Genomic DNA, 14,712 nt, shown 5'->3' with positions numbered 1-14,712 from the left:
AAAGTGGTGGGTCATGATGGACTCGAACCATCGACCAATGGATTAAAAGTCCACTGCTCTACCAACTGAGCTAATGACCCACTTAACGCAGCAGTTTTTTGTTACCAATCGCCTGCTGCGGGCGCTTATAATACTTATTTAAATTTTGAGTGCAACTGAAATAGCTAGTTTTTTTCACTTTTTATGACTAAGCGCCTAATTTTAAGGCACTCAGCTCAAAAAGTGATAATTACATCTTCGCTAAACGCTCTGTTGCCAATTTTGCAGGAGTCGTACTTGGATACTCTTTAATCAATTTATTAAGGAGCGTCTTCGCTTCTGCGGCTTGTCCCTGTTTATGTAAAATAGTACCCAGCTTTAACATCGCTTCTGGACGTTTATTCGATTCAGGGAAATTATCAACAACGGTTGCAAAATGAGACTTAGCTTTACCATCGTCAGACTTTATTAAGAATAGCTGACCCAACCAGTAATGCGCGTTCGGCACATACACCGAATTTGGATACTGCTGCAAGAAACTTTGAAACTCAGGGATTGCTGCATCGTAGCGCTTATCCTTCATTATCATGTTTACTGTACGGTCGTACGCTTCATTCTCAGACAGATTACTGCTGAATGCTTGCTCTGGCGTAACATCAGGCGTTACCGCGGCTGCGGTGGATTGTGACTGGTCATAAGCTTGACTGACGCGATTTTCAATCTCTTGATACAACTCACGTTGACGTTGTAGCACTTTTTCAAGCTTATAACTCTGCTCTTCTGTCACACCGCGCACTTGGCTTACTTCTTCTTGCAAAAGATTAAGCTGTTGCTGTAACTCAGCCTGCAGCAAATTGCGGGTTCTCATCATACTCTCAAGTTGAGAGACACGTTCTTCTAGTGTTTGATTTGAATTTGCAGCTTCTGAAACAGGAGCGGGAGCAGCCCAAACTTGGGCGCTCCCGCTCATGAGTAAGAATGCTGCCAAAATAGTATTCGGCTTCATAATAACTCTTTCTTAGTACACTAATACCGCGCGACGGTTCTTAGCGAACGCTTCTTCTGTACGTGACTTAATCATTGGTTTTTCTTCACCATAGCTCACTACAGAGATTTGGCTGTCAGAAACACCAAGGCTTTGAAGGTATTTAGCAACTGATTTACCACGGCTTTCACCTAGTGCGATGTTGTACTCTGGCGTACCACGCTCATCAGCGTGACCTTCAACAAGTACTTTCACGCTTGGGTTTTTCACTAGGAAATCAGCGTGCGCTTGAAGTAGTTCAGCATATTTGCTCTGAATAGTAGATTTATCGAAATCGAAGTAAACGATCTGTTCTTGACGTAGGGCTTCATATTTCTCACGTAGTTTTTCTTCAGCAGATTTCTCGCGAGACATAGTGTTTACGTCAACAGTGTTGTCCTGTGTGGTTGCCGCTTGGTTGCTTTCGCTAGCCGCGCCCTCATCAACACTTGAAGATGAGCTACATGCTGCAAGTGTCATCACTGGCAACGCGACCATTAAGGCTTTTAGAGTTTTGTTAAGTTGCATCGAGTATATTCCTATATCTTTATAAATCTAACCAGCAAAATTACTGTAAAAACGGCGACCAGGCTGGTGCCTTAACTTGACCGTCCAAGACAGGTAACCTTGCCTTGAAACGACCATCCATAGACACCAATGCCAATACCTGCTTATTATTGTGCAAGGTGCTGTATATTATCATCGAACCATTTGGTGCAATACTCGGAGACTCATCTAGTCTCGTACGAGTTAGCACTTGAAACAGCCCGGAATCTAATTCTTTTTTCGCAATGTGGTAACGGCCCAGCGTACGGTTAACCATAATCAGACGTTTACCATCTGGCGTGATCGAACCTGCTAAGTTCATGTCGCCGTCGAACGTAACTCGCTTAGACCTACCAGTTTTTAAATTTAACTTATAAATCTGAGCATTACCACCCCTTTCAGATGTATACACAATTTCTTGACCGTTTGGATGCCAAGAAGGCTCAGTATCTATACTACGATGACGAGTTAAGCGCGTTTCTTGACGAGTTTTCAGGTCAATTAGGTATACTTCTGTCGCTCCACCTGCATCCTTAGAGAGTACTGCAAGTAATTTAGTTCCATCAGGAGAAAACTGTGGCGCGCCATTAATACCTGGGTGACTCGTGATCAGTTCGCGTTTTCCGGTGTAAATGTCTTGAATGTAGATTTGCGATTGGCGATTTTCAAAAGTCACGTACGCAAGCTTGTTTGCATCCGGCGACCATGCAGGAGACATTAACGGCTCTTTGGAGCGCAATAACACCTGCTCGTTGTAACCGTCATAATCGGCAACAACCAATTGGTATGGTTTATCTTGGCCGTCACGTACGATAACGTAGGCAATCTTAGTTCTAAATGCGCCTCTTTCACCTGTTAAGGCTTCATATACTACATCACTGATTTGGTGCGCATAGTTTCTAAAGCCAGTACCGCTGACAATACTTTGCCGTCCTTCAAGCACATGGTCATCGCTTTGCATTAAGCGACCATTTGACATAATGCGAGTTTCACCACCGGTAAGCTGTGCTCTGATCACGTCAATCAGTTCATACTTTACCAAGTAACGCCCAGCAGATTGCTGGGTCACGGTGCCTACAACTACCGCTTCAACCCCGGCATCAACCCATGCAGCGTAGTCGATTTCCGAGTCAGTTGTTGGCAATTGAGGCATGTCAGCCTCGGCAACAGGCTTAAATTTACCACTGCGCATCAAGTCTGCAGAAATAACGTCACTTAAACTCGACGGCATTTCACCAGTGCCATTATATTTAAATGGTACAATTGCGATAGGTCTGGCACTGTCTACCCCTTCTGTTATCACAATTTCAAGTGCGGCTTGCGCAAACTGTGATACACCCAGAGTAAAAACCAGCAATAAGGTTGTGAACTTCTTTAGCATGTTCGTCCTTTAAAAATTTGGTTTAATTGTTAAATTGATATTCTTAAGCTGCTCAAACACGTCTTTATCTTTAGAAACAGGTAAAGTATCAGCCATTTTCACAGCACGGATAGCAGCTTCACAAACTAGTTTATCGCCGCCCAATGACTCTACATGCGTCACAAGGCCGTTAAAGGCTAGACGAATGTTTACTCGGCATTGTTTACCTTTCATTGTTTCATCGATAAGCAAGTTTGCTTGAATGCGTTGCATGATAAGTGCTTTAAACTTATCCACTTCGCTCAATACTTGCTGTTGACGGATCTTCGCTCTTGCTGCCTGCTCCTTAGCAAGCTGGTCACGAAGCATTTGTTCTTCAAGTGCCTTTTGGCGTTGACGCTCCGCTTCTTCCGCTTTTCGTTTTTCCTCAGCTTCGCGACGTTTCCTCGCCTCTTCGGCCTTTCTTAAGCGATCTTCCTCAGCTTGGCGCTGGGCCGCAGCTTTTTTAGCCGCTTCTTCCGCAGCGGCTTTTTCAGCTCTCGCTTTATCAGCCTGCTCACGTTGCTTTTTCTCTATTTCACGAGCGCGTTTGGCTTGCGCCTCAGCTTGGCGAGTCTCTTCCAACTTAGCTTGACGCTCTTGCTCCAGCTTTTTAATGCGCCGCGCTTCGGCTTCACGGTCTTTTCTAGCTTGCTGCGCACGCTGTTCAAGATCGCGAATACGGCGATCTTCAGCAGCTTGCTTTTCTTCTTCACGCTTTTTTAAATCCGCAATCTTTTTCTCAACCGCTTGCTGATCAACCGACACCGCAGAAACGGCCCTTTCAGGCTTTTGGTCTTTTTGCTGTGGATTTAAGGTGACTTCCATCACAGTAGGTGTATCAACTTGAAAATTTGCCGTAGCAAATAGCAGACCGCCAATTGCGCCATGAAGCAATACTGACTTAACTACGCTGCTAGATAATGAACTCATTACTCATCCTCAAATGATTTAGTCATTAGGCCAACAGAAGGAACACCCGCTTTTTTCAAGAAATCCATTAAATAAAGTACTTCTTGATACGACACTCTGCCTGAACCTTTAATCATTACAGGGGTATCTGGATTTTGTTCTAACTTAAGTTTAATTACCGCAGCTACTTCTACTGCATCCATTGGTGCTTCAGGATCCGTACCAACAGTCACAAAATAGCGACCTTCAGCGTCAATGGTGGCAATAATCGGTGGCGAGTCTTTGGTTTCAACCAATTCAGACTCTTCCATCTGAGGTAAGTCTACTTTTACGCCGTGCTGGATAAGTGGAGCCGTTGCCATAAAGATGATTAACAGCACCAACATAACATCAATATAAGGAACGACGTTGATCTCCGCGACGGGACGACGTCTCTTACGCTGATACATTTTGTTTCGCCTCTACTTGTGTTGCAGCCTGACGATAAAGAATATTAGCGAACTCTTCCATAAAGTTAATGTACTGAGTTTCTAGCTTTTCTACATTTTTGGCAAATCGGTTATACGCCATAACCGCTGGAATTGCCGCAAACAGACCCATGGCTGTTGCAATCAAAGCCTCAGCAATACCTGGTGCAACCATTTGCAGTGTTGCTTGTTTCACTTCGCCAAGCGCGATGAAAGCATTCATGATCCCCCAAACGGTACCAAATAGACCGATATAAGGACTGATAGAGCCAACTGTTGCTAAAAAAGAAAGGCTTGATTCTAACTTTTCAATTTCACGAGAAAGCGCGACACGCATTGAACGGTGAGTACCTTCAACAACAATTGAAGGAGATTGGATATTGCCTTTTTTATGCTTTGCAAACTCTTTAAAGCCGGATACAAATAGCGCTTCTAGTCCTGACGCACTACCAGTCCTTGCAGCTATTTCATTATAGAGTTTGCTAAGATCCATACCGGACCAAAATTTTTGCTCGAAATTCTTTGATTGGCTTTGGGCTTGAGAAATGACTGTTTTACGTTGAAAGATAATTGCCCAAGAAGCAATAGACAATCCCACCAGGGTCAACATAACAAGTTGTACCAAAAAACTGGCTTTTAAAATTAGATCGACAAAATTTAGTCCCGATTCCACGTTATTATACTCCCAAAAGTGTTTCGGCAATGGTAGCCATTTATATTCTTTCGCTCTACCGAGCAATATCTAGAGATAGACTAGATTTACTACCAAAAGGTTCAGCTAGTTTAACCACACTACAAATACCTTACAATCTCAATACTGCGAATTCATTGTATTTGACGATAAATAGAGCAAAACAGTGTAACTCCCTTTGCTTTACCCAAACTTAAGCAAATTCGACAATCTCCATCACAGCCTCTAAATATGACCCAAAACTGCATAAAATAGGAGTTTTATGCACAAATAGAGAATAAAACCTCAAAAAACAAATTGGTCTTACCAATTAACAACAGATTATCTAATATTTACATTTTGTGTATTTAACATACAAAGCCATATTTTACATAAACTTACATAAATACATCACCACATTTAAGCTCACTTTTTAACCTCAAAGAAAATTCTGGTATTAGTTTTTTTTATTTGAAAAAAGAATTTTTCTAGTTTGATGAAAAACCAAAACCTCTTTAATATACACCTTGTACTGAGCGAGCAGCTGAAGTTTCAGCAAAGCACAGTTACTTGCAATAGGATTCTGATTTTTCGTATTGCTTAGATGACGCATTTTGTGGATAAAACCCAAAGTAACTCATCTTGTTCCCTGGATTACTTCCTTCAACTTGTTGTTTTGCCCGCATTATTTGCGGGCTTTTTTTTGCCTGAAATTTGGTGCAAGCTCCTTATTACGATCCACGTTTTCTTTAACACTCGGTCATTTTGCGGTTTTTATTTAGCACTTGGTTTAAAGGACGAGACAATCTACAAATAGTTTAAGCAACCTATAGCCCACACAGGTCGAGATAAATTTACCTGAGGTTTGGATAAGAAAGGTTCTCACTCCTTGTTGTTAAGGGGAAACTTAATTTACCTCCTTGTCTAGCCAGAAAGTTTTAGGGGAAACTAGGCGAATTTACGCACCAATAGCAGGCTATTGGAAGTAAATTCAACGCAGTTAGCGCTGAAACTGGCTGCTAGAAAGGCATTAATTATCCGAAGCTCAGGTAAATTACTTCAGCAGTAATGAATCTTGCTTGAATTGAGCGGATACAAAATAATGGATTTATGCACACGTGATTTGCGATAAGCGAGTGTAGAAATGAAATAGCCGAGTGAATACTCGGCTATGAAGAATAAAGGTGTTCGTTACCCTGCTTGAATTATTCTGGCTTGCTTAGCTCAAAATGCATATAAGCTTTATCAGAGACTATACGTCCTCTTGGCGTGCGTTGAATAAAGCCTTGTTGGATCAAAAATGGTTCTATCACATCTTCGATGGTTTCTTTTTCTTCTCCAATTGCCGCAGCAAGGTTATCCAGACCAACCGGGCCACCGGTAAACTTTTCTATGATTGCCAGCAGATATTTGCGGTCCATATAATCAAAGCCACATTTATCAACATCGACCATATCCAACGCTAAGTGCGCAATCTCTTCAGTGATAGAGCCATCGCCCTTCACTTCAGCAAAGTCTCTTACCCTGCGTAGTAAACGATTTGCAATTCGTGGTGTACCGCGCGCTCGACGCGCCACTTCAGTTGCGCCCGACTCGCTGATCTCTAGATTTAAATGATACGCTGAGCGAGTCACAATCGAAGACAAATCTGCAACCGAATAAAACTCCAAGCGCTGCACAATACCAAAGCGGTCTCTCAATGGTGAGGTTAACGAGCCGGCACGTGTCGTTGCACCAACTAAAGTAAAAGGCGGTAAATCCAGTTTAATCGAGCGTGCTGCTGGGCCTTCACCAATCATGATGTCCAATTGGTAGTCTTCCATAGCGGGATAGAGAATTTCTTCCACCTGAGGGCTTAAACGATGGATCTCATCAATAAATAGCACATCCCCTTCTTCAAGGTTAGTGAGCAATGCGGCCAAGTCTCCCGCTTTTTCAAGCACAGGTCCCGAGGTGGTTTTTATATTAACCTCAAGCTCGTTTGCGACAATGTTCGCAAGCGTGGTTTTACCTAAACCCGGCGGACCAAATATCAGCAAGTGATCTAAGGCTTCCTGTCTTGAACGTGCCGCTGCTATAAAAATTTCCATTTGCTTTTTGACATGTGGCTGACCGGTATAATCATTTAGTAATTTAGGTCTAATCGCCCTATCAACTAAATCTTCATTACCTTGGATCTCAGGTTCAATTAATCTATCTGCTTCAATCATAGTTACATCATCGATTTAAGAGCGTCTTTAATGATACTCTCGGTCGTCATGCCTTCTCTGTTTACGGCTTTTACCGCTTTTTGTGCTTGAACTTGTTTATACCCTAATGCCATTAAGGCTGCAATCGCTTCATCTGCTGGGGTATCACTTACCGTCGGATGCTCTTGCGGCGCAAGTACAGCGGCATCGCTAAACGGTGTGAGTAAGTCATTGCCAAAGTCTTTTAGCTTATCTTTCATTTCAAGCACTAGGCGCTCAGCGGTCTTCTTACCAACTCCTGGGATCTTAACCAAAGTCGTTGCGTCGCCATGATTCACGCAGCTAACAAATTGCTCCGCAGACATGCCCGATAATATTGCAAGTCCGAGCTTTGGACCGACTCCGTTCGCTTTAATTAACGTTCTAAACAATGCACGTGCGATCTTGGTATTGAAACCAAACAGTAGCTGCGCATCTTCACGTACCACAAAGTGAGTAAATACTGAAACCGACTCGCCCACGCTCGGTAATTCATAAAAACAAGTCATAGGCATTTGCACTTCATAGCCTACACCTGCAACATCAATTAATATCTCTGGTGGCTGCTTTTCTAACAGTGTTCCGCTTAATTTTCCTATCATGGTTATCTCAACCTTCCTCTTACGGTTTTACGCGCTGCACCTGCCATTTTTATTAAGTTTTGCCTTGAGTGCGCGTGACAAATCGCCACCGCCAACGCATCTGCTGCATCTGCTTGGGGTGTGCCAGGCAATTTTAATATGCGCTTTACCATTTCCTGTACTTGGGCTTTGTCTGCACCACCGGTACCCGCAACGGCTTGTTTAACTTGCCTTGCCGAATATTCACTCACAACCACTGACTGCATGGTCGCTGCAACAATGGCCGCACCTCGCGCCTGACCAAGTTTTAAGGCTGAACTTGGATTATGCGCAACGAACACTTGCTCAATCGCAAAGTCGCTCGGCGAAAACTGCTCTATGAGCTGCGTGATCCCTTGATAGATCATTTTTAATCGAGTGGGAAAGTCATGCTCACCAACTTTAATGCAACCGCTCCCCAAATATTGGAACTTTGCACCTTGGTGAGCAATCACACCATAGCCTGTAAATCTTGACCCCGGATCAATTCCTAAAATGACAGCCAAATGCATCGTCTCTTGGTTTTTTGGTTATAATGCCAAAATACTGTATAGATTACCAGTTATAAGCTAGTTCATCTGATCAAAAAAGGCGACCAAAGTCGCCTCTTTTACATCAGGTTGGCGAACTTACTCGCCTTCACCTTGCTCTGCTAACTGCTTTTCTATCGAGATAGCAAGCTCTTTTAGCGCATCTGGGTTTGCTGGGCTTGGCGCATCCGTCATCAAGCACGACGCTTGCGTTGTTTTCGGGAACGCAATAACGTCACGGATGTTGTCGGTGCCACACAGTAGCATCACCAAACGGTCAAGACCGAATGCCAAACCTGCGTGCGGAGGCGTGCCATACTTCAGAGCATCGAGTAAGAAACCAAACTTCTCTTGCTGCTCAGACTCTTCAATACCTAGAATTCTGAACGCCGCCTGTTGCATTTCGTTGTTGTGAATACGAACCGAACCGCCACCGACTTCGTAGCCGTTAAGTACCATATCGTATGCATCAGAAAGTGTACCGGCTGGATTTGCTTCAAGGTCTGCAGCACTTACGCCTTTAGGCGCAGTAAACGGGTGGTGTACCGCGTGTAGGTTACCTTCGTCGTCTTCTTCGAACATCGGAAAGTCAACAACCCAAAGTGGTGCCCACTTAGTTAGATCAGTGATTTCTAAATCAAGACCAATCTTCAAACGTAGCGCGCCCATCGCTTCGTTTACAGTATTACGCTTGTCTGCGCCGAACAGAATAATGTCACCTGTGTTTGCGCCTGTGCGCTCAAGCAGTGCATTGATCACTTCTTCGTTCAAGAACTTAGCGATTGGCGACTGTACGCCTTCGATACCCGCATCACGGTCGTTCACTTTCATCCAGGCAAGGCCTTTCGCACCGTAAATACCTACAAACTTAGTGTATTCATCGATTTGCTTACGTGAAAGTTGTGCGCCACCTGGTACTGATAGTACTGCAACGCGACCTTTTTCGTCGTTCGCAGGGCCGCTTAGTACCTTAAATTCAACGTCTTTTACGATGTCTGCAACGTCGATAAGCTCAAGCGGGTTACGTAGGTCTGGTTTGTCCGAACCATATTTGCTCATCGCTTCGCTGTACGGCATCACGGGGAACTCACCCAAATCAACGTCTAGGAAAGACTGCCACATTTCGCGGATCATTTTTTCTGTCACGCCACGAACTTGATCAGAGCTCATAAATGACGTTTCGATATCTATCTGAGTGAACTCTGGCTGGCGATCGGCACGTAAGTCTTCATCACGGAAACACTTTACGATTTGATAGTAACGGTCAAAACCAGACATCATTAGCAGCTGCTTAAATAGCTGCGGCGACTGCGGTAGCGCATAGAAACTGCCTTTGTGAACACGACTTGGTACTAGATAGTCGCGTGCACCTTCAGGTGTTGCTTTAGTTAGTACTGGCGTTTCAATGTCTAAGAATGCATTTTCATCCAAGAAACGACGCACAAAGCTACTCGCTTTAGCACGCATCTTAATGCGATCGCTCATTTCTAGACGACGTAGGTCTAAATAACGGTATTTAAGACGACGCTCTTCAGAGTTTTGCTGATTGAAGTCAAGCGGTAATGGTTCTGAACGGTTGATAATGGTTAAGCCAGTGCCTAAGATCTCAACTTCACCGGTTGCCATGTCTTTGTTTACTTGGCTTTCAGGACGCGCACGGACAACACCTTTGATCTGAACACAGAATTCTTGGCGCAACGTATTCGCTTTATCCATTAAGCCTTCCACTTCAGGATCGAATACCACTTGCACAAGCCCTTCTCTATCTCTTAAATCGACAAAGATTAGGCCGCCAAGGTCACGACGTTTATTGATCCAACCACATAGTTCAACTTCCTGATCTACATGGCTCTTATTTAGTTTTCCGCAGTATATAGAGCGCATAAAATTCCTGTCAGTCCAGTTTGCTCTTACGACTAATCACTTCTCACCACACAATATGAATTCACAGTATTGGTAAGCCAGTCGCTAAGACTCATTTTCAATAACCGCCAATTATATAAAAATACGCTGCATTGTCATCCTCAATCTAAGGATCTGATACACTATTCACACATTTAATCGTTGTTTTGATCACTATGTTGTATCTGGGTTGCCCACAATGGAGTAGCACACACTGGAAAGGTCGAGTATTTTCCAGCCATTGTAGTGCTACAAATATGCTCAAAGAGTATGGCCAAATTTTTAATAGCGTTGAAGGCAATACGACTTTTTATGCCGATCCAAATCCGCAGACCGTATTAAAATGGCTAGAACAAGTGCCCGATGACTTTCGCTTTACGTTTAAAATTCCTAAGCGTTTTAGTCATGAAATGGCACTTAGCCACTGCCAAGATGAATTATTGACTTGGTGTAAAAACATGGCACCGTTGTTCCCTAAATTGGGCGTGTTAATGCTGCAGTTACCTGCGCAGTTTGCGCCTGAACATATAAATAAAATGCGACAATTTTTATCTTGGTTGCCCAAAGCGCTAACTGTTGGTGTTGAAGTACGGCATTGGGACTTTTATCGTAAAGGCGATGCTGAGCGCAGATACAACCAATATTTAATCGAAAATAACTACAACCGCATCGTGATGGATACTCGCCCACTCTTTAGCGAGCCTGCCAGTACTCCTGCGATAGTAGATGCACAGCAAAAGAAGCCGCGATTACCTGTGCATGCAATTGCCACTGGAGATAGCCCTATTCTGCGATTTGTTGGTTGCTCTCAGCTTGAGTCTAATAGAGACTTTTATCAGCCTTGGTTAACTAAACTCAATCAATGGCTCAGCGAAGGTAAATCACCTTATGTGTTTTTCCATACCGCAGACAATTTTGATGCGCCATTTTTAGCAAGACAATTTATCGCTGATTTAGAGATACATCATCAAGTAAGCAATCCATTCCCCGCTGAAAAAGAAGCAAAGCAAGAGGCGCTGTTTTAATGTCCCATCCCTATTTTTTAAACTACTCAGAGCAAGTCCAGACTCAAGTCACTCAATTAATAGAGAGCAAGCGACTCAGTGCCTTTTTCAAAAGCCGCTATCCCGAGCCGCATCAAATCAAAAGCGATAAGCTACTTTACGAATATGTGGAAGGATTAAGACAACAGTACTTAAAAAATACCCCACGGGTATCGCAGGCCAAGTTTGAAAAGCGTAACAACATGGTATTGAATGCGTTAGGAACACATACGTTCAAAACCACACGGCACGGGCAAAAACAAAAAACGTCGCACCAAATACACATCGCAGCACAGTTAAAACACGCTCCCGAGGCGGTACTACGAGCATTGGTTGTACACGAGTTAGCGCACTTTAAAGAGAAAGACCATAACAAGACCTTTTATAAGCTTTGTCAGCATATGGAGCCCCACTATCATCAACTTGAGCTAGAGTTACGGCTATTTATGCTGATGTGTGAAACGGAAGGCAACACCAATTACACTTAACTTAAGTGTGATTGGTGTTTTGAGAAATTAGCGTTTACAGCTTGGTGCGAAACCACCCGTACGCGCTTTGTTAGCGGTTGCTTGGGCAGTTGTCATGTTGGCTTGTAATTGCTTAATTCGATTTTCAGGCGCAGGGTGCGTCGACATAAATTCTGGTGGACGCTGTTCGCTCATTTTCGCCATATTTTGCCAAAGCGCTACAGAGCCTTCAGGATTAAAGCCAGCCTTTGCCATTAGATCTAAGCCGATAACATCCGCCTCGCTTTCATGAGAGCGGCTAAATGGCAACGCAACGCCGTACTGCGCACCAAGACCTAACCCCTGCATAATGGCATTGCGATATTCGATATTATTCATTTCAAGCACAGCCGCACCTGCTTGCAGGCCAAACTGCAACACACTGTTTTGCGATACGCGCTCATTAGCGTGTTCAGCAATAACGTGCCCTACTTCGTGACCCATCACCGCAGCAAGTTGATCTTGGTTTTCTGCAACTTTGAGGATCCCCGTATGAACCCCGATTTTACCGCCCGGTAGCGCAAATGCATTGGCAGAATCATCTTCAAATACCACGACTTCCCATTGCTGGTTTGCGTAGTTTGCAGGGAGTTGTGCTATTAAGGCATTTGCAATACACTTAACGTAGCTATTGGTTTTAGCATCAGTATCGACTTTTTGCTCTTGCTTCATTTGCTCAAAGCTTGCAACACCCATTTGGTCCATTTGTTGCTCGGAATAGAGTGCTAACTGAGTGCGTCCGGTAGGCGATGTTTTGCAGCCAGCAAGGGTTGCTGCCACGGCTATCGCGAGAACCAGTTTTTTCATAACTTGTTCCTTTTCTTATTTTATAACTTAAGTTTCTCTAAGTTTACCGCAATTTCGTCACTTAACGAGACTAACTTAGTACAATATAAAAAATTTTTCATGAACTTCTGCTGATCAGAACGCCGTCTTTTCGTTGCTCTACTCCAGTGCACCGAGTTCCATCTCCATATAAGCGTCTCTGATTGGTGTATATATTCTGCTTAACATTAATAAGGTTACAATACCAACATATGAAGTCATCAACACTCCCAGCGATACTCTTGCCATTACTGGCTAGTATTGTCGCGATAACGCCTTTGGCCATTGACCTCTATCTCCCCGCGATGCTTGCGATTGCAAACAGCTTGAATAGCCCGCTTGAGCAAGTGCAGGTTTCTCTTAGTAGCTATTTAGCAGGCTATGCTGTCGGCATGATGGTGTTTGGCCCCCTTGCAGATAGATTCTCAAGACAGACGTTAGCTATTTGGGGCTTGGTCGGGTTTACCGCATCGTCAATTGGGCTTGCGCTAACGAATGACATCGATATGTTTTGCTTCTTACGGGTCGTTCAAGCATTTTGTGGTGCCGCAGCAACGGTCGTTGTACCTGGTGTGATCCGCTATTACTACAAAGAGCACACAGCTAAAGGAATGTCTTATGTCTCGATGATCATGATGATAGCGCCACTAATTGCTCCCTCTCTTGGTGCGTTGATCTTGTTATACTTTGATTGGCACGCCATTTTTTGGTTTTTAGCGGTATATGCGGTACTCGTAATCATCGCATTACAGTTTTTCTGTATTGCAATTCCGACCAAAGCGGATGTACCGCTTAGCTTATCGTTTTTCTTAAAAAGCTATCGTATTGTGTTAACACAAAAGAAGGCCCGCTACGATATTCTTTCTTCGATGCTGGCATCATTCGCATTCTTTTGTTTTTTAACCTCAGTTTCATTTATTTATCTTGAGTATTATGGCGTGTCGGAGCAGCTGTTTGGAGTGTTATTCGCCATGAATGTGATTGCATTGATGCTCGGTAACTTTGCCAACACGCGTTTAGTACCAAGGCTTGGTTCTAGGAGAATGCTCAATATCGGTCTCGCGATTGGTGTCGTCTGCTCCACGATCTTAGTCATACTCAGTAGCCAATCAGTCTCGGTTTGGGTGCTAGCTTCCGCTATTGCACCTTTGATGATGAGTTTGGGGATCATTGCCAGCAACGCTGATGCACTGATATTACTGAGTTTTGAACATCAAACCGGTACCGCTACCGCGGTGATAGGCACGCTACGATTTGGTAGTGGCGCTTTGGTCGGCCCTTTACTTGCACTCGCGGTTCCTGAGTCACCTTTGCCATTCTCAAGCTTTATGTTCGCTGCCATTGTGCTAACTATCGTCTGCCAATTGCTAAATAGGCGTTTTGAGAAAAGTGTCAACGCCACAGAAATCAAAGAGTAATACACAAAAAGCCCCGACTTGCGGGGCTTTTCTCTAAAATCGTTATTAGAACAGATTAATTTAGTTCTTTATCTTTCCAGAATTTAGTGCCTTTTACTGTTGCTTGCAGCGCCAAACCACTTTCAGTAAAGGTGTACACTGTAACATCGCCATAATAGGCTTCCCCTTCTACCGATGCGCCTTTTTTAGCGGCTTTCGCTGCAGCATCTGCATTTCCGCCAAACGTCCAGCCTGAAGTAACAAACTTATTCATTGCTTCAGGAGTATGGAATACCATCACAATACGATAATCTTTTACACCTAGACCAAGGCCTACACCACCTTCAGCCATATTCATATAAGTGTTACTTCCTACCGCCTTATCGTGTACGACACCGTAACCTGTTCCAGCTGCAACAAATAGCAGATTAATATTGGCATTAGAAAAAACAGCATAACCAGGCGCTGCCGCAATTTGCGAACGCGTATCCGGCTTTTTGCTGTAAAGCTGAGTAAGTACATCGTTTTTCATATCTAGGATGGCACGTTGCTTTTCAACCTTGTCACCATCGCCCATTGAAGCACATGCACTAAGCATGACGGCCAAAAAGCCAGCCATTAAATGTTTAACGTTTACCATAGGTTTTTCCTTTCCTGCATTAAT

General features: G+C 43.8%; 15 protein-coding genes and 1 tRNA gene. 3 read left to right on the top strand and 13 right to left on the bottom strand.

The features are described 5' to 3' along the window. Positions 1–4 precede the first annotated feature (4 nt). The 11 genes from NO992_RS13825 to aspS form a co-directional block, all read right to left on the bottom strand. A tRNA-Lys gene (locus tag NO992_RS13825) sits at positions 5–80 on the bottom strand. 149 nt (positions 81–229) lie between these two features. Next, a complete protein-coding gene (ybgF, locus tag NO992_RS13820; protein WP_010377599.1) occupies positions 230–985 on the bottom strand; it encodes a tol-pal system protein YbgF in 756 nt (251 codons plus the stop codon). A gap of 12 nt (positions 986–997) precedes the next feature. Beyond that, positions 998–1,531 carry a peptidoglycan-associated lipoprotein Pal gene (pal, locus tag NO992_RS13815; protein ID WP_017215988.1) on the bottom strand — a complete coding sequence of 178 codons (534 nt, stop codon included), beginning with the start codon at positions 1,529–1,531 and terminating at the stop codon, positions 998–1,000. A gap of 40 nt (positions 1,532–1,571) precedes the next feature. Then, a complete protein-coding gene (gene tolB / locus NO992_RS13810) occupies positions 1,572–2,930 on the bottom strand; it encodes a Tol-Pal system beta propeller repeat protein TolB (RefSeq protein WP_010377596.1) in 1,359 nt (452 codons plus the stop codon). A gap of 9 nt (positions 2,931–2,939) precedes the next feature. Further along, positions 2,940–3,881: a cell envelope integrity protein TolA gene (gene tolA, locus NO992_RS13805; RefSeq protein ID WP_010377595.1), complete on the bottom strand. Its 942-nt coding sequence runs from the start codon at positions 3,879–3,881 to the stop codon at positions 2,940–2,942. Continuing rightward, positions 3,881–4,309, bottom strand: a complete 429-nt coding sequence (gene tolR, locus NO992_RS13800) for a protein TolR (protein WP_010377593.1) — start codon at positions 4,307–4,309, stop codon at positions 3,881–3,883. Before tolR ends, tolA begins: the two co-directional genes overlap by 1 nt. Next, complete coding sequence (tolQ, locus tag NO992_RS13795) at positions 4,296–5,000, bottom strand: protein TolQ (protein WP_010377591.1); 705 nt, start codon at positions 4,998–5,000, stop codon at positions 4,296–4,298. Before tolQ ends, tolR begins: the two co-directional genes overlap by 14 nt. Before the next feature lie 1,202 nt (positions 5,001–6,202). Next, on the bottom strand, positions 6,203–7,207 hold the full coding sequence (gene ruvB / locus NO992_RS13790) for a Holliday junction branch migration DNA helicase RuvB (RefSeq protein ID WP_010377587.1): 1,005 nt from the start codon (positions 7,205–7,207) through the stop codon (positions 6,203–6,205). Positions 7,208–7,209: 2 nt separating this feature from the next. Then, on the bottom strand, positions 7,210–7,827 hold the full coding sequence (gene ruvA / locus NO992_RS13785; protein WP_253049981.1) for a Holliday junction branch migration protein RuvA: 618 nt from the start codon (positions 7,825–7,827) through the stop codon (positions 7,210–7,212). Positions 7,828–7,829: 2 nt separating this feature from the next. Next, positions 7,830–8,351, bottom strand: coding sequence for a crossover junction endodeoxyribonuclease RuvC (gene ruvC, locus NO992_RS13780; protein WP_010605128.1), 522 nt, complete (start codon positions 8,349–8,351; stop codon positions 7,830–7,832). 123 nt (positions 8,352–8,474) lie between these two features. After that, entirely contained in the window at positions 8,475–10,259 is a 1,785-nt protein-coding gene (aspS, locus tag NO992_RS13775) for an aspartate--tRNA ligase (RefSeq protein WP_045989768.1), read from the bottom strand. A gap of 275 nt (positions 10,260–10,534) precedes the next feature. Between aspS and NO992_RS13770 the strand changes: the two genes are divergently transcribed. Continuing rightward, positions 10,535–11,302, top strand: coding sequence for a DUF72 domain-containing protein (locus NO992_RS13770; RefSeq protein ID WP_371378035.1), 768 nt, complete (start codon positions 10,535–10,537; stop codon positions 11,300–11,302). After that, entirely contained in the window at positions 11,302–11,808 is a 507-nt protein-coding gene (locus NO992_RS13765; RefSeq protein ID WP_371378032.1) for a M48 family metallopeptidase, read from the top strand. Before NO992_RS13770 ends, NO992_RS13765 begins: the two co-directional genes overlap by 1 nt. 27 nt (positions 11,809–11,835) lie before the next feature. On the opposite strand, the gene NO992_RS13760 is transcribed toward NO992_RS13765, so the two are convergent. Further along, positions 11,836–12,633, bottom strand: a complete 798-nt coding sequence (locus tag NO992_RS13760; RefSeq protein WP_371378030.1) for a M48 family metallopeptidase — start codon at positions 12,631–12,633, stop codon at positions 11,836–11,838. A gap of 230 nt (positions 12,634–12,863) precedes the next feature. Between NO992_RS13760 and NO992_RS13755 the strand changes: the two genes are divergently transcribed. Further along, entirely contained in the window at positions 12,864–14,069 is a 1,206-nt protein-coding gene (locus NO992_RS13755) for a Bcr/CflA family multidrug efflux MFS transporter (RefSeq protein WP_010377573.1), read from the top strand. Positions 14,070–14,124: 55 nt separating this feature from the next. Here the strand turns inward: NO992_RS13755 and NO992_RS13750 are convergent, their stop codons facing one another. Then, on the bottom strand, positions 14,125–14,688 hold the full coding sequence (locus tag NO992_RS13750) for a YSC84-related protein (protein ID WP_010377570.1): 564 nt from the start codon (positions 14,686–14,688) through the stop codon (positions 14,125–14,127). Positions 14,689–14,712 lie beyond the last annotated feature (24 nt).

Source organism: Pseudoalteromonas sp. DY56-GL79 (assembly GCF_041414765.1).
Lineage (GTDB): Bacteria > Pseudomonadota > Gammaproteobacteria > Enterobacterales > Alteromonadaceae > Pseudoalteromonas > Pseudoalteromonas piscicida.
This window is presented reverse-complemented; position numbering and strand designations above follow the sequence as displayed.